Source organism: Marinobacter nauticus ATCC 49840 (assembly GCF_000284615.1).
In the GTDB taxonomy this organism is placed as follows: domain Bacteria; phylum Pseudomonadota; class Gammaproteobacteria; order Pseudomonadales; family Oleiphilaceae; genus Marinobacter; species Marinobacter nauticus.
On record NC_017067.1, the window covers coordinates 2,586,189 to 2,606,820 of the forward strand.

At 50.9% G+C, this 20,632-nt stretch carries 18 protein-coding genes; all 18 read right to left on the bottom strand.

The window, feature by feature from the left end; genetic code table 11:
• Positions 1-54 precede the first annotated feature (54 nt).
• A complete protein-coding gene (gene tviB, locus MARHY_RS12055; protein ID WP_014422047.1) occupies positions 55-1,317 on the bottom strand; it encodes a Vi polysaccharide biosynthesis UDP-N-acetylglucosamine C-6 dehydrogenase TviB in 1,263 nt (420 codons plus the stop codon).
• Between the two features lie 71 nt (positions 1,318-1,388).
• Positions 1,389-2,810 (bottom strand): MBL fold metallo-hydrolase, encoded by a 1,422-nt coding sequence (locus MARHY_RS12060; protein ID WP_014422048.1) that lies wholly within the window; start codon positions 2,808-2,810, stop codon positions 1,389-1,391.
• Between the two features lie 44 nt (positions 2,811-2,854).
• On the bottom strand, positions 2,855-4,792 hold the full coding sequence (locus MARHY_RS12065) for a polysaccharide biosynthesis protein (RefSeq protein ID WP_041655555.1): 1,938 nt from the start codon (positions 4,790-4,792) through the stop codon (positions 2,855-2,857).
• 16 nt (positions 4,793-4,808) lie between these two features.
• Complete coding sequence (locus tag MARHY_RS12070; protein WP_014422050.1) at positions 4,809-5,366, bottom strand: sugar transferase; 558 nt, start codon at positions 5,364-5,366, stop codon at positions 4,809-4,811.
• Positions 5,363-6,319, bottom strand: coding sequence for an NAD-dependent epimerase/dehydratase family protein (locus tag MARHY_RS12075; protein WP_014422051.1), 957 nt, complete (start codon positions 6,317-6,319; stop codon positions 5,363-5,365). The genes MARHY_RS12070 and MARHY_RS12075 overlap by 4 nt, the downstream gene beginning before the upstream one ends.
• A gap of 3 nt (positions 6,320-6,322) precedes the next feature.
• Positions 6,323-7,270: a UDP-glucuronic acid decarboxylase family protein gene (locus tag MARHY_RS12080; protein ID WP_014422052.1), complete on the bottom strand. Its 948-nt coding sequence runs from the start codon at positions 7,268-7,270 to the stop codon at positions 6,323-6,325.
• A 1-nt stretch (position 7,271) separates the two neighbouring features.
• Positions 7,272-8,063, bottom strand: coding sequence for a glycosyltransferase family 2 protein (locus tag MARHY_RS12085; protein ID WP_014422053.1), 792 nt, complete (start codon positions 8,061-8,063; stop codon positions 7,272-7,274).
• Positions 8,060-9,616: a hypothetical protein gene (locus tag MARHY_RS12090; protein ID WP_014422054.1), complete on the bottom strand. Its 1,557-nt coding sequence runs from the start codon at positions 9,614-9,616 to the stop codon at positions 8,060-8,062. The genes MARHY_RS12085 and MARHY_RS12090 overlap by 4 nt, the downstream gene beginning before the upstream one ends.
• On the bottom strand, positions 9,613-10,875 hold the full coding sequence (locus MARHY_RS12095; protein WP_158011888.1) for a hypothetical protein: 1,263 nt from the start codon (positions 10,873-10,875) through the stop codon (positions 9,613-9,615). Before MARHY_RS12095 ends, MARHY_RS12090 begins: the two co-directional genes overlap by 4 nt.
• A gap of 24 nt (positions 10,876-10,899) precedes the next feature.
• A complete protein-coding gene (locus tag MARHY_RS12100) occupies positions 10,900-11,637 on the bottom strand; it encodes a Wzz/FepE/Etk N-terminal domain-containing protein (RefSeq protein ID WP_041654858.1) in 738 nt (245 codons plus the stop codon).
• Positions 11,638-11,819: 182 nt separating this feature from the next.
• Complete coding sequence (gene pseI, locus MARHY_RS12105) at positions 11,820-12,878, bottom strand: pseudaminic acid synthase (RefSeq protein ID WP_014422057.1); 1,059 nt, start codon at positions 12,876-12,878, stop codon at positions 11,820-11,822.
• Positions 12,879-12,889: 11 nt separating this feature from the next.
• Positions 12,890-13,396, bottom strand: a complete 507-nt coding sequence (gene pseH, locus MARHY_RS12110) for a UDP-4-amino-4,6-dideoxy-N-acetyl-beta-L-altrosamine N-acetyltransferase (protein WP_226374328.1) — start codon at positions 13,394-13,396, stop codon at positions 12,890-12,892.
• On the bottom strand, positions 13,396-14,541 hold the full coding sequence (gene pseG / locus MARHY_RS12115) for a UDP-2,4-diacetamido-2,4,6-trideoxy-beta-L-altropyranose hydrolase (protein ID WP_014422059.1): 1,146 nt from the start codon (positions 14,539-14,541) through the stop codon (positions 13,396-13,398). The genes pseH and pseG overlap by 1 nt, the downstream gene beginning before the upstream one ends.
• Positions 14,502-15,203 carry a pseudaminic acid cytidylyltransferase gene (pseF, locus tag MARHY_RS12120; RefSeq protein ID WP_041654863.1) on the bottom strand — a complete coding sequence of 234 codons (702 nt, stop codon included), beginning with the start codon at positions 15,201-15,203 and terminating at the stop codon, positions 14,502-14,504. Before pseF ends, pseG begins: the two co-directional genes overlap by 40 nt.
• A gap of 2 nt (positions 15,204-15,205) precedes the next feature.
• A complete protein-coding gene (gene pseC, locus MARHY_RS12125; RefSeq protein WP_041654866.1) occupies positions 15,206-16,369 on the bottom strand; it encodes a UDP-4-amino-4,6-dideoxy-N-acetyl-beta-L-altrosamine transaminase in 1,164 nt (387 codons plus the stop codon).
• A gap of 2 nt (positions 16,370-16,371) precedes the next feature.
• A complete protein-coding gene (gene pseB, locus MARHY_RS12130) occupies positions 16,372-17,370 on the bottom strand; it encodes a UDP-N-acetylglucosamine 4,6-dehydratase (inverting) (RefSeq protein WP_014422062.1) in 999 nt (332 codons plus the stop codon).
• A gap of 23 nt (positions 17,371-17,393) precedes the next feature.
• Positions 17,394-18,653 (bottom strand): lipopolysaccharide biosynthesis protein, encoded by a 1,260-nt coding sequence (locus MARHY_RS12135; RefSeq protein ID WP_014422063.1) that lies wholly within the window; start codon positions 18,651-18,653, stop codon positions 17,394-17,396.
• Between the two features lies 1 nt (position 18,654).
• A complete protein-coding gene (locus MARHY_RS18620; RefSeq protein WP_014422064.1) occupies positions 18,655-20,631 on the bottom strand; it encodes a capsule polysaccharide biogenesis protein in 1,977 nt (658 codons plus the stop codon).
• Position 20,632: the final 1 nt, after the last annotated feature.

Below are 20,632 nucleotides of genomic sequence, written 5' to 3' on the forward strand. Positions count from 1 at the left end.
ATCCACTTAACAAAAAAGCCGGCACAATGGCCGGCTTTGTATTTCACCTAAAGATCAAAGGCGTAAATCCGCCTGCCCTAACGGCAACACACCCTTCAAATCAAATAAAACGCCGTTGCTATTGGTATAAGCACGCAGTTGCTCCGCTGAAAGAGCGGTATATTCGCGGTGCGGTACCGCAAGAAATACCGCATCATATTCACCGGCTTTCGGTTCGGGGACCAGAGAAATACCATACTCATGTTCGGCTTCTTCATTATTGGCCCAGCAATCGGTGACATCTACCTGACAACCGAAATCCTTTAACTCATTAACCACATCAATAACGCGGGTATTACGCAAATCCGGACAGTTTTCCTTGAACGTTAGCCCCATGACCAATACACGCGAATTGGCAATGGTATGTCCCCTCTTGATCATCGCCTTAACCAGTTCGGCGGCTGCGTACGGCCCCATATTGTCGTTCACACGGCGACCAGCAAGAATAATCTCAGGATGATAACCAATGGCCTGAGCTTTATGGGTGAGGTAATACGGATCTACACCAATACAATGCCCGCCGACCAATCCGGGTTTGAACGGCAGGAAATTCCATTTAGTGCCAGCAGCGGCCAACACTTCATGGGTATCGATCCCAATGCGGGCAAAAATCATCGACAGCTCATTCATCAGCGCAATATTCAAATCCCGCTGAGTATTTTCAATGACCTTTGCCGCTTCCGCTACCTTGATGGAACTGGCCTTATGGGTTCCCGCAGTAATGATGCCGGCGTAAAGATCATTTACCTCATCGGCAATCTCGGGCGTGGAGCCGGAGGTTACCTTCATAATGGTGGTAACGCGGTGTTCCTTATCGCCCGGGTTGATACGCTCCGGACTGTAACCGGCAAAGAAATCCTGATTGAACTTGAGGCCGGACATCTTTTCCAGAACCGGCACACAGACTTCTTCAGTCGCACCGGGGAACACCGTGGATTCATAAACAACGATGTCACCCTTCTTGAGGACTTTACCCACACTCTCACTGGCCTTTACCAACGGGGTAAGGTCTGGCGATTTGTATTCGTCAATCGGGGTTGGCACGGTCACGATGTAGACCTGGCAATCGGCAATGCCATCCAGAGAATCCGTAAACGACAGTTTCGACGACGCCGCCAGTTCATCCCGGCTCACCTCGCGCGTGAAATCAATGCCATCCTTCAGCTCGGCAATCCGTTTGGGGTTGATATCAAAGCCAACCACCTCACGCTTTTCGCCGAATGCAGCCGCCAATGGTAAGCCCACGTAACCAAGGCCGATTACCGCAATCCTTTTCATATATTCTCCTGCCTTAAATAAGGTCTAAGCGCTTGGGCGAACGGTCGCATGATCAGCGCATGCTCACCCCGTTATCCTACTGGAATCAGAATATCAGAATCCGGCGCCATTGCCTCCAACGCCAGCTTAAAAGCGCGCTTGGCACCCGAATCGCCATGGACAACGCGAATTTCGGCGGGCGTCTCAGGAATACCTGCAATGAACCGAAGCAAATCATCCTGCCCGGCGTGAGCAGAATAACCACCGACCGAGTGAACACGAGCCGAAATGCCATATCGTTCTCCGTCCAGCTCCACCCATCCACCACGCGGCCCGTAAGTCAGAATATCCCGCCCTGGCGTTCCAGCCGCCTGATACCCCACAAAAACCACATCATTTCGGGCATCGCCCAGCATCGCCTTGAGGTAATTCACCACCCTTCCACCAGCGCACATACCAGACCCCGCAATAACCACGCAGGGACGATGAGTACGAGCCAAATACTCAACCGCATTCAAATGGTCCTCGTGGGAATTGATCACCGTGAGCTGCTCAAACGACAGAGGATGCCGGCCGGCACTGACAAGTTCCCGGGCCTCGTCATCCCAAAATGGCTTGAGATCCCGATAGATTCGGGTGAATTCAGCGGCCAGCGGCGAATCCACAACAATTTCCAGATTCTGCCATCGGAGTGGTCCAGAGGAGCCTTCTGCACTCGACTGCGAAATCTCAGTCTCCCCAAACTCGGCAATCAGTCCTTCGATCTCATAAAGCAGATCCTGGGTGCGCCCGATACTGAATGCCGGAATCAGCACCGTACCGCCGTCTTCCAGGGCATGCTCAAGAACCGATTTCAATCGATAGCGGCGGCTTTCCCGGTCTTCGTGGTTCTTATCGCCGTATGTGCTTTCGATGATCAGGCGATCAGCCTTCTCAGGTGATAACGGCTCGGGCAGGAGTGGTGCGTGACTCGCGCCAAGATCCCCGCTGAATACGATACGTTCGTTGCGATGGCCATCGTGGAGCTCGCATTCCACGTAGGCAGAACCGAGAATATGCCCGGCCCTCTGTAACCTGATTTTCAGCGCAGCATCGCCCTCAGAAACCAGCTCATGCCACTGGCCATAGGGCAGCGGCACCAGTTGGCTACGTATACGGTCCAAAACCCGGGTAATCAAAGCCCGATCCCGGGTAAAGCCGATCTTCAGCGCATCCTCGAGGATTTCCGGCAGCATAATGGCAGAGGGTTCAGAGCAGATAATGGGCCCCTCAAATCCAGCTGCCAGAAGATAGGGAATCCGCCCAACGTGATCAATATGGACGTGAGTGACCACAAGTGCGCGGATATGATCAATGGGGAAGTCTATCGCCAGCTCCGTGGCGGAAGAGGCCGCGCCTTTCTCCTTCCCCTGGAAAAGACCGCAATCAATCAGAATACCAAAGTCCGAGACCTGGAGCTCATGGCAGGAGCCAGTGACGCCATTCACAGCACCGTGGTGTTTTATCTCAATCATTCAACAATCCTTGTTGATGTCTCTGGCGGAACACTTCCATGCAGTCAGCTCAAGCGAAGGACTTTGCCATCTTTATCGTGGTGTTCAGGAATTGCCGCCCCGGTTTTACACCAAACCAGATCAGCCACATCACCGTTAGGCGCATAGGCCGTTCGGGCTTCTATTAAAATATTCAATGCGGCTTTACAGTCAAAGCTCTGGCTGGCTCTTGTGAGTCGCCCCAGATACTCCTCAACTTCATCCCATGTCAATGACACTTCGCGCGCCATCAATATTCTTGGGTGAGCCGTACCCTGGGGGTTATCGCCTATCAACAATTCCTCGAAAAGCTTTTCCCCCGGCCGTAACCCGGTATAGACAATCTCAATATCGCCGCCCGGAGATTCTGAAGTTTTCTCTTCAAGCCCCATCAAGTGGATCATCTTACGGGCAAGGTCGGCTATTCTTACCGGCTCTCCCATATCCAACACGTAAACCTCTCCCCCCTGCCCCATGCTACCAGCCTGCAGCACCAACTGGCTGGCTTCCGGAATGGTCATGAAGTAGCGGATGATATCCGGGTGCGTAACGGTGACTGGCCCACCATCACGAATCTGGTCTCGAAAAAGAGGTACCACAGACCCAGAAGACCCCAGCACATTCCCGAAGCGCACCATAGAGAAAACAGTCTGGCTCTGGCGCTGCGACAAGCCCTGCAGCACAAGCTCTGCCATACGCTTGGTCGCACCCATCACATTGGTTGGGCGAACGGCCTTATCTGTTGAGATCAACACAAATCGCTCGACACCTGCTGCTATGGCCGCTTCGGCCGTATGCCAGGTACCAAACACATTATTCTGTATGCCTTCGATGACGTTATGCTCTACCAAAGGCACGTGCTTGTATGCAGCCGCATGATAGACCGCTTGCACACCAAAAGCCTTCAAAACGGCCTCACACCGCCTTCTATGGGTCACACTTCCAAGAATCGCGTGTATGGTCACATCAAGATTTTCGATCTGACTGATCGACCGAAGTTCTCGCTCAATGGAGTACAGTGAAAACTCAGATTGTTCAAACAGAACCAACATTCTGGGCTTGTGCCGGATAATCTGTCGACACAACTCAGAGCCGATGGAACCACCGGCGCCGGTTACCATCACCGATTTTCCGTAAAGGCTCTCAGATACAATTGCCGTATCAGGCCGAACAGGATCACGCCCCAATAGGTCCTCAATCTCCAAATCCCTGATGTCGTTAATTCGTGCCTGACCGGCAACGAGTTCGGACATAGACGGGACTGTCTGAACCGGAATGGACAATTTTTCCAAAGACGCGAGTAACTGCTTCCTGTTTACTGGTATCGCATCCTCTAGAGCCAGTAACGCCCGGGATGCATCAAGCTCCCTTACAGCCTTGTCCAGATGTTCAACCGAATAGACCGGTAATCCACCGATAACCGAGCGGTGATTCCCTTTGAGCAATGAAACAAATCCAACCGGCCGATACTCAACACCCTGCGCGAGAGCGGAAGCCAACTGCATGCCCTTTGCGCCAGCTCCTACAATTAAAACGCTATTCTTTGCCTTTTCTCGTGGGCGTCTCACAACAGACCTGATCGTGAAACGCGTCCCGGCCACAAGCAGAAACGCAAAGGCTCCATATATGACTGGAACAGAACGCGGAACCAGAGCTTGAAATAGAAAACCACAGACAATCAATGACACACTGGAGAAAGCAACACCAATGATAATGGCCAGAAAAGCGTGCTCGCTAAGATAACGGATAACCGCTCGATACAGACCCAACTTAACAAAGGCGCCAATGGTAACGAAGACCGTAGCCAAAGAAACTGCCAGTTGTTTGCTGTCTGGCAACCAGGTACTTGATTCAAATCTAAGTGCAAACGCACCCCAAATAGCGACCGATAATAAGACAAAATCGACTACCACAGATACAGAACGCTTCTGGGGCCGAGACCAATTCAACACAGCTTCAATGATTCTACTAGCCAAGTTTTTAGCCTCCACGACGTACCCGATCACCTGCTCCCTTTCCTGAAACAGTCTGGATGATGTAGGCAAAGTACTTCCCGACACTCAACGATTGAAGCATCTCCGAGTCAGTCTTGGCCAGAAGCTCGGGCGTTGACATGTCAATACCACTGACTTGAGCGAGACCGGTGATCCCGGGCCTAGCGTCCAGCACACCTCGTTTTTCGCGCTCCTGAATCAACTCCTGCTGACTAAACAAACAAGGCCTGGGACCAACAAGACTCATATCACCTTTCAGTACATTCCATAACTGAGGAAGCTCATCCAACTTCGAGCCTCGCAGAAATCGGCCAAAACGGGTTATGTCATCAACATTGGCCAAATGCGTGGCAACGGAAGCCGCGGTCTTCCTCATCGTCCGAAATTTAACGAGCCTAAAAGGCTTCCCGTGACGTCCTACCCGCTCCTGAACAAAAATTGGTGACCCGGTGTCAAGCAAGCCTACCAAGTACAAAAGTACCATGATTGGAAAGCCAACAATCAGTCCCACAAAAGCGATCCAAATATCCAAAAGCCGTATCACAGGGACACCTCCTCACGCCCAAGCCTTTTTACCTCGTCCAGTGTATTTGCCACGTTTTGCCACCCTAATTCTCGAACGGCTTTACCGGCATCTACAACAAGATCGCCAAAAAGTTGTTGATATATCGGGCGTTTCCCTAATAACAAAAATGTTGATCTAGCTAGAGTTCTTGGAAAGGGGAAGACCCCCGGCCTTTTATTCATCCCCGATCTGATGGATACAATCAGATCCTTTGTAGAAACAGGGTATTTATCAGCAGCAACATATACCTGGTTCTTGGCCGCCTTTTGTTCCATACAAAGAACAATAAGATCAATGAGGCTGTTAACGGAGACAAAACTTCTACGATTAGTTGCCATTCCCAACGGCAACATAACTGGACTGCGACATGCCTTGATCAATCGCGCAAAGTTACCTGGAGCATTCACTCCATATACCAAGGTCGGCCTAATGATTGCGTAGCTCGTTTCCTGGTCCGCCAAAGCATCTTGAAGTACCTGCTCGGCCAATACCTTAGACTCAGCGTAATTGGCGTGTGGCTTCAGCTCGCTGTCCTCTCTAAGAGGCTGTCCTTCGCTTTTGTCTCCATGCACCCCGATAGAACTCAACAGCACAAACCGACAAGCTTTTGCCGTCGCCGCAGCCTCAGCCAAAGCGCGTGTCGGATCAACATTACTTTTCACAAATGAATGAAGGGTCTGCTCAGCTTTGCCACCTTTGCCATGAGCTCGACCAGCAAGATGAACCACGTAGCAAACATCCCGAACCAAGTCTTGTACATCTGTCGTTGTTTCCAGATCTAGTGCCACATAGGACACGCCTTGCACTGGCTCATCGCCACCTGGACGAATAACAGCACGAACTGAAAACCCTTGATCCACTAGTCGCTTACACAACGCACGACCAATAAACCCTGATGCACCAGTGACCAAGACTCTTTTTGGCGCCCCCATATATCAGTCAAGGTCCGCTATTTTTAAAAGCTCATCAAAATAAGATATGGTTTTGGTAAGTCCTTCCTCCAACTCAATGGTCGGGGACCACTTGAGCCGATCTTTTGCCAAGGAAATATCAGGTTGCCTCTGCTTGGGGTCGTCCTCTGGCAGGGGCTTAAAAATGAGCGTCGAGGAAGAACCTGTTAACTCTATGACTCGCTCTGCAAGTTCCCGTATCGTAAACTCATTCGGATTTCCAAGATTAACCGGCCCAGTCAAATCTTCCGGCGCATTCATGAGCCTGACAAATCCCTCAATCAAGTCGTCAACATAGCAGAAACTACGGGTTTGCTGACCTTCACCATAGATCGTTATGTTTTCTCCACGCAATGCTTGAACAACAAAGTTGCTGACAACCCGGCCATCGTTCGGATGCATTCGCGGACCATACGTATTAAATATGCGAGCAACTTTGATTGAGAGGTTGTGCTGACGGTAGTAGTCGAAGAACAACGTTTCAGCACAGCGCTTCCCCTCGTCATAACAAGAACGGATTCCTATCGGGTTTACCTTACCCCAGTACCCTTCCGATTGCGGATGTACCTCAGGATCCCCGTAAACTTCGCTTGTAGAGGCCTGAAAAATTCTCGCACCCAACCGCTTGGCAAGACCAAGCATGTTTATAGCCCCGTGAACACTCGTTTTCGTGGTCTGGACTGGATCGTGCTGATAGTGAACAGGAGAAGCAGGGCAGGCAAGGTTGTAAATCTGATCAACCTCGACGTACAACGGAAAGGTGACGTCATGGCGCATCACCTCAAAATAGGGATTGCTCATCAAATGAGCAATATTGCGTTTTCGCCCTGTGAAAAAGTTGTCAACACACAAGACATCATGCCCTTCGGAGAGCAGCCGTTCGCACAAGTGGGAGCCGAGAAAGCCCGCACCACCAGTTACCAGAATCCGCATATCACATACCCTTCTTCAAAAATCGGAAGTAAAAACCACCCAGAACGTGCGTAAAAGTGAAGGCCAACGCAGCGATGCGAGAGCGCCCCGGGTACTCCCGGTGAACCATCAAAACCTTTTTCATCATCATCAGCTTGGAGCCGGAAATCTGACCCTCGCTTCTGCGGTAATAAAGCAGCGGAACCTGAAGTTTCACGCAGACACCGACCATTTGCAGCACTTGCAACCAGCAATGATAGTCCTCGACCGCTTTGTAATCCGAGTCCTCCCTGAACGGAGCTCGCATCAACAACGCTTTAGACGCAATTACACTCGAAGTAGGAATCTGAGCTCTGACAGTCTGGCTCCAATAGGTCACCTTGGTCTGCTCCACATTATCGATGGAGGGAAATGACAGATGACTCTCATCAACAAAATCGGTCATTGCGGTGCAAACAAACGCGGCCTCAGTATTATTGATCACTTCGAGCTGAAGCCGTAGTTTTTCTGGATGCCAGATATCATCTGAGTCCAGGAACGCGACAAGATCAGCACGAGCTGCCTTGACCCCGACATTCCGTGGCCCTGCCGGGCCACCGAAGTTCTTCTCCAGCGCAATCAGGCGAATACGGGAATCTTCGTTAGATAAAGCCGTCACTACCTCTCGGGTGTTATCTGTTGAGCAATCATCGACAACAATCAACTCCCAGTCTTCAACGGATTGCCCCAACACTGATTGAATGGTCTCGGCAATGAAAGCACTGGCGTTATAGGCCGGCATAACGACAGACACTCTTGGTTGACTACTTATCATTGCGCCCGGTCTCCTCTAGCGAACTTTGCCCTCAAGCTGTCAATCCAGCGAAAGCCCGGGCGTCTTTTAATAGATAGCGGTTCCCCCGGCTCAATTGGAACCGAGTAATCAGCCAATTTTCCCCAATCTGCCTGTTCCATTGCCTGAACTACCTCATTCTCGCCGACATCCGATTCGGCAAACTGCGGATCGTCTGGTTCGATTCGTCCCTGCTTGAACATCTCGATGACGACAGATGCATCCGCACCCTTGAAATACCTGTATTTAGTCGTTTCAATCGCCTTCACAAATGGCACAAACTGCGGAAACCTATGCGATCGAACGTATAAAAATCTCAATGTCTTTCGACGAATCAACTCGGGATCCAGGTCAAGCTGGGAACTGCTGTTGAACAGCTCGTTTCTCGAGCGAAAAACGTGAACGAAACCGGCATCCTGATATGTTGATGGCCCGAGACAGACGACCTGTTTGCCACACGCACCGGCCTCGACAGAAGAACTTCCTCCATTGAGAACAACGATGTCTGCCTGTTGAATCAGGTCGTAGGTATTTGCCTTCTCCTCACTGCGAATACAATAGATCCCCCTTTTTTCGGCCCACTGGGTATAAAGGCGGAGAGATCGATCACCATCCACGTTGCCGATCTTTTCCCCCCAGTTGGGATGGCAACGGAGAACGACTTGACCAGCCCGAATCCCGAAAGCATCAAAGAAATCGTCTAATGCCTCGGTATTATCTTTCCACTCGGTAAGCCACTCATCATGACCAGCGAACTCATTCTTGCTACTGGGGAGCACCAACACTCTTTTGCCATCAGACTTCAGTGGCCAAGGGGCCGGCTCTGGGTTCTTATTGTAAAGTCGCCACTCAAGGGAGTTTCTCTGTAAGAATCTGGAACCGATGAGCTTTCCGGCATAAGCCGCCTGGGCAGCAGTCAGCGGCTTATCGTCAAATTCCCTTACCAATTCTCCGAGTGCTCTTAACGACAGGCAGTTTCCATTGGGAATCAACTGAATTCCATCCCCAAACCAGGTCCTTTCATGCGTAATAAAAGGCACGCCCATACTTTCGCATGCATAGGTCACCGCACGGGGCAGGTCCATTCTGCCGTTAAAACAAATAACCCCTTCAATCTGCTCGTCCTTGATCCATTTTCGCGCGCTCTGGTAGACCTGCTTGATGGGACCTGCCAGTCTCGCTCTAATCTCGCGAACCTCCGGCTCACCCCATTCAAGCTCCGACTCAGTTCTCGTCAGCGTTGCCGAGCTGGACAAGGCCAAATCGTCAACTTCAGAATCCGTCAATACACCTTGATCCTTGCCCACCGAAGTCACGCCAGCTGTACGGTAACTACGGACACCACCGGCAATACACTGCGCGCATTCCCGGAGCCGTGACCGATTGCGGAGCTCTCGGATATAACAGGTTTCAACCGCAGAGTCGCAAGTAAAGAAGACGACCTCATGACCAGCCTCCTCCAGCAATTGAGCCAAAAACTCCAAATGCTCAACATGCGGCCTGAACGAGAAAAGATTGGTGAGACCTATTTTCATGAAAACCTTGTATTAACCAATTGTTTTAACGTAGCGGCCATCAGAAAGAGTCCGCCTAAAAAAAAGCCAAGCAAGACCGCCAGAAGAAGGCCGGGCAAGTTAAACGGGAAAATCAAGAATGATAACAGCCAGAGTGCAATCAGGAATACGGTAGAATACACCGCGAACCCCATATCCCCCACCCTTAAATGCCGGATACTGCCCGCAGCCAGCACTCCAAAAGCAGCAGAAACGCTCAACATGCCAACAATGCCAAAATCACTCGTCAAAGATCCTGCCGCGGGAATCCAATATCCCTCAAAGGCAGACTGCGGGGCATCGAATCCAAAGCGCGAGAAAAAGACAGCAAAAAGCCCCTGTGGTGTAACCAAACTTTCAGGGTAGCTTGATGAGATAACAGATTCACTGAACCACACACCATGCGTTCCGTAGAGCATGACCAGATGGAAATAATTTGAGATATCTTTCCAAGGCCCAGATTCAATGCCAAAATCACAGGCTAGATTCGTACCCTTGGTAAGATGCCCACATATATTCAGATAATATAAATACGAATTACCACTGCCGAAGGCTACACTTCGGAACCAGAAAAACAACCCGAAAGTCAGTAGTGCCAAGACCCCAATAACAGTTAGTCTCAGAGGAGTAAAAAAGGAAGGTCGATAACTCTTACCCAGGAAATGCCGTGTAACGAAGCTCGCCAAACCGACCATAATCGTTAATAGGATTGCGGTTCGGCCACCCATTAAAAAAGAAGCCGCCACTAATTCAACAAAAACAGACACCAAGATGAAACGCAGGGTTTGAGGCTGTCGCTCTTCCCATTGAATAATCGAGCGGATTAAGGGAAAAAGATAGGAATAAAGAAAGAAGTTACCGAACACACTATAAACTGTGCTGGCATGGACTCCTTCGTTGAGCAAAGACCGACTTTTTGCAATACCAACCGAAAAGTAATCAATTCCTCTCAAATAGTAGCGATCGTAAAACAAAGCAGCAATTGCAAGGGCACCCAACAAAAGGGCGAACAAGTCCCACCTGATACTTACCGGCGTTGGCCAACGAGCCTCGCGATGCGGATGATGTGGCAAGACCTGCACGGTAAAACCGAAACCCACAACAAAGGCGATCACCCAAGCCAACATAAGACCGAGATAGCCCCAATGATAACCCTCAAACACCCAGCCCGTGTATCCAAAAGCACCAAAAACGGCTATCAACGGCAACACTAGCCAAGCCAGCCCGTACCGGAACGTCATGCCACACACCCAACGGACTGGAGGTTAAGGATTATTCTCATCCTTAACTAACTCAGCAACTTGGCGCACGAAATAGTACGAAAGCACAACCATCACGGATGCGACCAGTGAGAAAAACACCACCAGTCCTAATCTAACCCGCAACCCGAGTCCCAGCGGCTCATCTTTCCGCTGCGCTATCACCCTGACGTCTGCAGCGCGCAAGCCAGCGAGTTTCCCCTCAAGTGAGATCAGAGTCTCAAAAAGATCAGTACCGGGCGACGATGCGGACTCCGGTGCCTCTGGCGCCTCGAGCGCCCTTTTTGCAAGGGTAATCTGCGATTCGAGTTTTGTTCGGGCTCTTAGCTCCAGCTCAGCCTGACGTTCAGTTAACTTGCTTGTAACATTTGAGTGGAACCACTTTACCTCTTCTTCGGTGCGCTCTTTACCATACGAAGAGAGCAACACGTACCCCCCATCAATAACATCCACACTTAAACCAAAGCCCGGAGGGTGGCCCCATTCATTCCGAAATTCTCTACGGATTTCCGGGAGCCACTCATTGTCCACGAAAGATACAATTGCCGGACCGGGCTGAAGCAAAGTACCCTCGCCGTCTTGCGCTACCTCCACAAGGGTGACGAATTTATATGTCGGCGCAGAAAAGAGTTGATACCCGCCTCCCAAGCCAAGCAGGGCTAACAGGCTAATGCAGAATATTCTTCTTTTCCTGACTAAAGCCGCAGTCAGCTCTACGAGGAAAAATCGCTCAGAAGTTGACATCAAAATCCCTAGTTAGGATGTAATTACCGCCGAGATTGCAAAAACACGCTAACTTCGGCAGAGATCGATAGACGGGAGATCATTTTACGGCAAGATGTCGTGGTTTTCAGTAACGAAAATGTAAGAACCCCCGAAGGAGCTCGGGGGTTCTTACATGACAACCGCACATCCCTACCAGTGCGTCAGGTATCCGAAAGCAGCTCAAACGAAACTGGCGAATTACAGGTCACATCCACCTTCAAGCGCTTTCCAATAACCTCATCCATATACTTCGGCGCAACGCCGTAGCCAGGTCTTACACTTCTGATTGCGGCAACGTCGACAACATCTCCTGCCTTCAGATCTTTTACAAAATACAGTGAACGTCGAAACTGCGCATTACCCTGCTCACTGGATTTCCGGCCATAATCTACCTCACCAAGAGCTTTCCAGGCAGTTTTGCTATCTCGACATAATGCAGTCAGATCCTCAGGTTCGAGGGAGAAGCTATCATCCGGCCCTCCGCCATTCCGATCGAGTGTGAAGTGCTTTTCAATAATCGAGGCACCCAAAACGACACTTGCAATCGCAGTAGTATTGTCCAGCGTATGATCCGATAACCCTGTTACCAATCCGAAGCGCTCGATCATGTCTGGAATCGTACGCAGATTATAGTCCTCGGCTGGCGCAGGATAGCCGCTCACGCAGTGGAGAATCGCTAATTCCTTGCACCCACCCTCTCGAGCCGCTTCGATAGCCTCCTGAATTTCCTCTGCATCGGCCATGCCGGTCGAAATAATCATGGGTTTACCGGTACTGGCAACATACCGAATGAGCGGAAGATCTACAGCCTCAAACGATGCAATCTTGTAGGCCGGTGCATTGAGATTTTCCAGCAAATCCACCGCTGAAGTATCAAAAGGAGAACTGAAAATAGGGATACCGAGTTCTCTGGCGCGCTTGAACAGAGGTTCATGCCACTCCCAGGGCATGTGGGCTTCCTCATATAACTCATAAAGAGTGCGGCCATCCCACAATCCACCCTTAATTCGAAAATCTTCAGCAGTGGAATCCAGAGTAATAGTGTCTGGACGGTATGTTTGCAGCTTCACCGCATCAGCTCCGGCTCGAGCCGCTTCCTCAATAATCTGCAAAGCCGTTTCGAGCCGTCCATTATGGTTCGCTGAGAGTTCCGCAATGATATAGGGCGAATGATTACGTGAAATCTGTCGACCTGCGATCGAGATTACCGGATTACTCATCTTTGAATTCCTTAAATGTTTGCCTGCCACTCGTGCTCCAGCAACCCGAAGCACACGACATCATGATAAACGGCACCGTCATAATGCTGCTCTCTCAGCACACCTTCCTGCCTGAAGCCCAGCCGACGGTGGAAGGCGATCGATTTTTCGTTAAACGAAAGCGCCTGACCGCAGAGCTTATGCAGACGCAAATCACCAAACGCAAACGATAATGCTGCGCTCCCCAGCAGTTTCCCCATACCTTTTGGAGCGTCCGGAGACATATAAAACCCCCAATCGGCTACTGAATCACACCGACCTTGAGTGATGTTCACGAACCCAAGATCTCGCCCATCATGCTCATAGATCATCAGGTGCACGGCCGGGTTTTCTCTCGCTTTGGCATACCATGCAGAATGCTCCTTGAGCTCAATCTCATGAGTCGTATACATGTAGCGGCGGACGTTGGGGTGATTTCTCCATGCAAGCACCAACTCGAGATCTGAAGCCTGCATTTTTCTGAGCCTATCGCTCTCCACTAGTGTTCCTCCGAGCAGAGCATCATTTTTTCAAGCACCGATTCAACTCCGTTGCCTTCTGTGACTGACGAGGCCATTTGCCCAATCTCAGAAAGCTCATGAGAACCCAAAAGCCGGTCAACGACGCTCCCCAACGCGTCAAGGCTTTCACCTTCGCGCCGGACCACAATTGCCGCACCCACATCGCCGAGAGCCTTGGCTCCCCCCTCCTGATTCTCTGCCAAAACCAGCAGGACTGTCGGTAAACCAAGACAACAGCGCTCCCAAGACGTGCCTCCAGCAGCTCCTATACAAAGGTCCGCCAGACACATACGTTCGGCCATGTCGCTCACGTTCACGCTCACCGTCGCCCTGAACGGGAGTTTGCTTGCCTGAACTCGAACAGAGTCCAGACCGGGAGCAGATGCGCCCATCACAATGTCCAACTCGGTTTCCGGAGGCAAACGGCTGCGAGACAGTACTCTCAGTACTTCACCAGTAACGTTCTCCCGATCTACCCCCCCAAGAGTAATCAGGATTCGCCTTACTTCTGGCGATCTCCTTCTCTCAAGACTGAGCTTCCGCATAGCCGCGAACTCGGGCCGCAGAAGCGCATAGCGTGGGCCACAGAGCCGGATACAGTCAGGCTTGGTCAGACCATCATAATCTTCTGGTTGCCGACCAAGATTCTGATCCAGCAATAAACGGCAGTGGTGGTTTCTGTCGGCCAGATCATCAATAACCATAACCTTCGCTCCCACCTGGGATACTTCCTGTTCCCAGCGAGCATCGAGAGCATAGTGATCTACAACGACCCAATCAACCTGCCTTCCGCCCACAATATTCCGGGTTTGGTCTGCATCGAAATGCCAGGGAACGCCCAGCCAATCAGAATGAGCCGGCACGCTTTCCTGCTCGGGGATTAGCGCATCGGAGCGTCCTGGCGCCAACAAGTGAACTTCAAATCCCTTTTGCCGAATCAATGCTTCAAGGTTACCGGGGTGATCGCGACCGATGAACAGACACTCATGCCCCCTGCTGCGCAGAGCTTCCGCCAGCGTCAGACAACGCATAACGTGGCCGGTACCAATATCGATTGAAGCATCCGCACGAAACGCAATACGCATCAACTTGCACCTTGCTCCCGCATAGCGCGGAACAACCATTCTGCTCGATCCCAGTCTTCCGGCGTATCAATATCCTGAACCCGATGCCTGGGTAAGATAACCGGTACGGCGTCTTCTGAAAAAATCGGCCGACCTTCCCTCCATGCCTCAGCTGTACCCCAATAGAACTGGCCCGCATCATGCCAGGCCTCTTCCAAATCCTGAGAACGAGTTTGAAAGTGCTCGGGGCTGAACATCGCTATTCGACCATCATCCTTGATTCGAATGGCCCGCTGGATAGGAAATGCGTAACTGGTTACCGAGAACGCATAGCTGCAACCCTCACCAACCAGTAACTCCTGCCCCCGTATGAGATCATCTGAGCTCACAAATGGAGCCGTAGCGTACAGGCAGCAAACCCGAGACACCGGAACTCCAGTGGACGCCAGCCATGCGACAGCATGCTGAATCACCGGGATCGTGCCGGTATAGTCATCGGAAAGATCTGCTGGACGCATGAAAGGCGTTTCTGCACCGTATTCCCTTGCAACCGCAGCGATTTCTTCGTCATCGGTTGAAACGATGATTCGTTCGAAACACCCGCTCTTCAGCGCAGCCTCAATCGACCAGGCAATCATTGGCTTACCGAAGAAAGCTTTGACGTTTTTCCGGGGTATACGTTTGCTGCCACCTCGGGCGGGTATGATCGCTACTGACGTCATGATCACTCTCCCGCCAGAGCCACTCGGAGTGCCTCAACTACTTCGTCTTGCTGATCATCGGTTAATCCCTGAAACATAGGGAGGCTGATCGCTTCGCGGTAGTAAGCCATTGATTGAGGTAACGCTTCAGCCTCAAAGCCCATGGACTCATAAAATGGCTGCGTATGTACCGGAATGTAGTGCAGATTGACCCCAATTCCCTGTTCCCGCAAAGACTCGAACACCTCCCGGTGAGTTCGGGAAATGACATCCAGCTTTAGGCGGACAACGTAGAGGTGAAGTCCAGAATAGCTGTCTGGATGCTGCCAGGGCAATACAACAGGCAAATCGCTCAACAGTCTATCGTATCTTTTTGCCAACTGATGCCGGCGGGCCACAAAAGCATCAAGCCGGTCCATTTGGCTAACGCCGAGCGCCGCCTGTAGCTCGGTCATCCGGTAGTTGAAACCCAAGTCCACCTGCTGGTAATACCAGGGGCCGTCTGGCTCACGCGTCATCAAGGCGGGGTCTCGGGTAACACCATGACTACGGAGCAGGTTCATTTTTTCCGCCAGCTCTGCGCTATTGGTTACGGCCATACCACCTTCAGCCGTAGTCACGATCTTCACCGGATGGAAACTGAAGACGGTTATATCGCTATACCGACAACTGCCAATGAATTCGCCCTGATACTTACCGCCAATCGCATGGGAGGCGTCTTCGATCAGCTTGAAACCATACTCTTTCGCCAAGCCGTCGATCGCTTGCATATCGCAAGGTTGGCCGCACAAATGAACGGCCACTACCACTTTGGGCAATCGGTTTGACTGCTTTGCCGACTCAAGCTTCGCCTTCAACGCCTCTGGACAAAGGTTGTAGGTTTTGGGATCGATGTCGACAAAATCCACATTTGCGCCACAATACAAACCGCAGTTAGCAGACGCCACGAAAGTCACGGGGGTCGTCCATAGCCAGTCGCCTTTACCAAGGCCCAAAGCCAGGCAGGCGATGTGCAACGCGGACGTCGCACTATTCACCGCCAGAGCGTGGCTGGCGCCAACGTGGCTTGCCACGGCCTGCTCAAACCTGGGTACCATTGGGCCCTGGGTCAGAAAGTCTGACTCCAAAACGCCCAAAACCGCATCAATATCGGCTTGGCTAATATCCTGTTTTCCGTAGGGAATCATGATCAAATCTTGCCAATTTCGCTGTTATGACGGTCGATCCAAGCTTGCAGCTCAGCATCACTCATCCACTCATCATTATTGTCACTGGCGTAGACAAACCCTTCCGGAACACGCTTACCGTCTTTAATCCGGTCTTTGCAGGTTCCCCAATCATTAATGTTGGGCAGAATTTTGAAGTGTTCGGGATACTCGTAAGTGAAATAAGAGTCTTCCGCGCCAATCATCTGCTCATGCAGTTTTTCACCCGGCCGAATACCTACCACTTCCTGCTTGGCTTCTGGTGCAACAACGCGAGCCAGGTCGGTCACCTTCATGGAAGGAATCTTCTTCACATAAATCTCGCCACCAACCATATCTTCAAAGGCATGCCAAACCAGCTCAACGCCCTGCTCCAAGCTGATCATGAAACGCGTCATACGTGGGTCTGTAATCGGCAGAACCCCTTTATCTTTGATGGACATAAAGAACGGGATAACCGATCCACGCGAGCCCATAACATTACCGTAGCGCACGACTGAGAACTTGGTTTGATGGCCACCAGCGTATGAATTCCCCGCCACAAACAATTTGTCTGAGGCCAGCTTGGTGGCACCATACAGGTTGATCGGGCTGCTTGCCTTATCCGTCGAGAGCGCCACAACGCCTTTGATACCCTTATCAATGGCAGCATCAATCAAATTCATGGCGCCATGGATATTGGTCTTTACACACTCGAACGGATTGTACTCTGCGGTGGGAACAATCTTCGTGGCGGCCGCATGCACTACGTAATCGACTCCATCCAAAGCCCTGTAAAGACGATCTCTGTCACGGACATCACCAATAAAGAACCGAAGACGATCGTCACCCTGGAACAGCTTGGCCATCTCCCACTGTTTCATCTCGTCTCGGGAGAAGACAATGATTTTCTTCGGGTTATACTTTTCCAGAGTCATCGGAATGAACTTGTGGCCAAATGACCCAGTGCCGCCAGTGACCAGAATAGTTTTACCTTGCAACATAAGCTTTCAATATCCTCAATTGATCAACTTAGAGTATGAGTGATTCCCATCGCTCGGAATACCCGGGCGCATGAAACCTGTTTAATTATCCCAATTGCCAGCGATGCGCCTCCGAACGCCAGGATCACAGCCCATTCCGGACTTGTCTGGCCAAGAACCAACACCAGCAAAACAAACACCAAGAGCCCAATAAGATGGGCTGCAATGATGGGTTTATCGCGGGAAACCGCGTAGAGGCCGTAATGAGGGATCATCCCCACTACAAAAAGCCCCATGGAGACCAAAACCCCGACGAACATTGGCCAATGGTCAAAATAGATTGCGTTGGGCAGAAAACTAAACAGAACGGGCCCTGCCACTGACCCGCCGAGCACCAAAACCATCGACCAGACCAACGTGTGTTTCTTCAGAGTCGCCCTCGCTGACAGAAACCCAGACAGGTCTTCGCTATTGTGAGCTGTGATCATACGTGGATAGAGGAACGCGAATACGCCGGCATCCATAAACGCCAACACGGCCCCCGCCATGCCCATGAACAGGCTGTATACGCCAAGAAGATCCGGCCCATTCAATGCCTCAAAGGCAAATCGATCTACCGTCATGATGCCTCGCAAGGCAAGCGTGGCAATCAGCAACGGCAACGCAACGAGCACGCCTTTTTTCAACCACGCCCACTCAACGCCGAGATTGCGCCAGTTGATAGAACGCAACAGCAGCCCACCCATCAGCACACTCAACACCGAACCTGCAGCCCAAAAGGGCAGTAAAACAGCCAAAGATCGATAGGATTCGGAGTAAACCAGGCAGACCATAAACAGCAAAGCCCAGATACCCTGCCTGAAAAACACCATGAGTGAAGCAAATACTGGGCGCCCCATGGCAATGGCCAGGCGCGATACTTCCTGAGCCAGATGCTCGGAGACAATCAACAGCATTACCCACCCCGCCAGCCACCAGGGAAGCAAGCCAAAAACGAACAAGAGAAGAGATACCGGCAGCATCAGGGCGTACAGCCCACCAAAAAACACACCCTGTGAAAACAACAACCGCCCCCACTGATGGGCTGGTCGATTCAGGAGATCTCGCGTACTGAAGGTGTAGAAATCAAAACCAACAAAATACAGGGCATAGCTGACCGTGACCACGATCAAACCGTACAAGCCAACTTCAGAGGGCGGGAGATAGATCGCAAGAATAAAGATCAAGCCAAACCGTATGGCCAGCGTGACCGCGCGGATTGCGACGTTCAATAGTTTAGGATTGGCAAAAACTGATACCAACAACTTAGAAGCGCCACATAAATCGCAGATAACGGGAAATTTGTGTTCTGACCCGCTGTAGAATAGTCACTTCAGCCCGGGCTAGTTGAATCTCATCCAACACCCTCTCAACACTGGTAAAATAACCACTTGAGCTACTCACATATGTTGGGTACAGAATCAACGCAGCCGCAACCAGCTCTGGAAGCGAACGCGGGCGAGTTCGACGTGCAACGGGCTCCTTATCTTCCGTCAATCCCCAACCGCAATAAAACGGTTGCCCATAACAGACGACTCTTTTCCCTCTGATTAAACCCTCAAACCCTGCCAATGAGGTCATGGTGTGGACCTCATCGACCTGCATTAACATATGATGCATGTCCTGATCCGTGACGACCTCATCATACAGATCTTCTTCCAATCGCCGCTTACCCTTGCGCATGCCTGCAGCAACATCTGGATGGACTTTATAAACAATCCATGCGTCGGGATTATCGCCTCTAACCGCAGCTAAAAGATCAGCATTTGTCTTTATCGTAGGGGAGCCAAACCTAACAGAGGCATCGGACTCTACTTGCCCTGGAACCAAAATGACCCTTTTACGATTCGGAGGCCTTACCCAGTCCCTCAACCCTACATTGTATTTCGTAGCTCCAACCTTGCACAGGCGTTCAATGAGTGCTTTACCTCTCTCAACAGTGGTTTGATCAATCTCGGAAAACTGCAATATTTGCTCGAGATCTGAGGGTTTGGTCGAATCGTAGTAGATTCCCCTTGTATCCAGCACCCATGATTGGGGAGCTACGAGGTCGACACCAAGTCCAGCCGAACGGATGAACCCGTCTTCGACTCTGATGACCTGTCTGTGGCGATCACCCTCAGGCACGTTACTCATACCCCAAACTACAATAGGTGCATCAGGGTCCGAGCAATTCTCAATTAGCTCAGACCCCAAAAAGAATTTTTTAAGATGGCGCCTTTTCCATCGGGGGAAGCGTGCAACCTTCAGTGTCGCACCAAATCGCTCCATCATGTTCCGCTGCAAACCCATCCACGAAATCAGGCGTTCCGGATCACAACGCTTATTTGTTTCTGGGTCTACATAACGGCAATAGTCTATTAAGGCTGCATGTACTAATTGTTCGATGGTGCAGGGTTTTCGGAAGGTAGGGGCAACCAAAGTGTCTTTCGTTAATCCCCGACCAGCATAAAATGGCATACCAAAACAATGCACCCGCTTGCCCCAAAACAACGCCTCAAGCCCCATTTGAGAAGTAACACAAAAGACCGCATCAACGATTCTTAACAAGCTTGGCGAGTGGATGTCATCGGCAACCAAAACGACCCGATCCTCTTTTAGTAGAGGGTGATCTGTTAAGTAGCCCTTTTTACTTCCTGCAATGACCTCGGGATGGGTTTTGACCAGAATCCTATGATCTGGATAACTAGTCCAAGCTTGATTCAGCATATCGTCGAAGTTCGTTTGCGAAGCCGCCCCATATTTTATCGAAGCGTCTCCTCGCGTTTGGTCTACAACCAATACGCACCTACTCGACGGATAAACGTTAAGCGATCTAGCGTGATTATACTTCGAAACCTGAGCGCCAACCCATTGTCTTCGGATGCTCTCGGACCTTTCCCTTTCTCGCTCAGATAGTTTTCTACACGAGAAAACGTCAAATGCGCTCAGGACAGAACAGTCGTAGTATATTCCTTTATCGTCGAATACGAGTGAAAGGGTATGCTCACTCTGCCCTGGAGCAAAAGAGCGCAAAAATCCATCCTCAACCCTATAGAGCGGTAGATTTAGCCGCCTTGCGACCCTCTCTGCCACAATCGCTGAGTCCTTCCGTCCCCAGGCCAGAACGGCATCAACATCGGTCCCAACCTTTACCTTAGAAGCCCACTTAACTAATCGACTGAACCTAACATCCCCTCCAACCAAAACTTTTAAACTAGATATATCACGCAACGCAGGTGAGACAACGAGGTATCTCTTCATA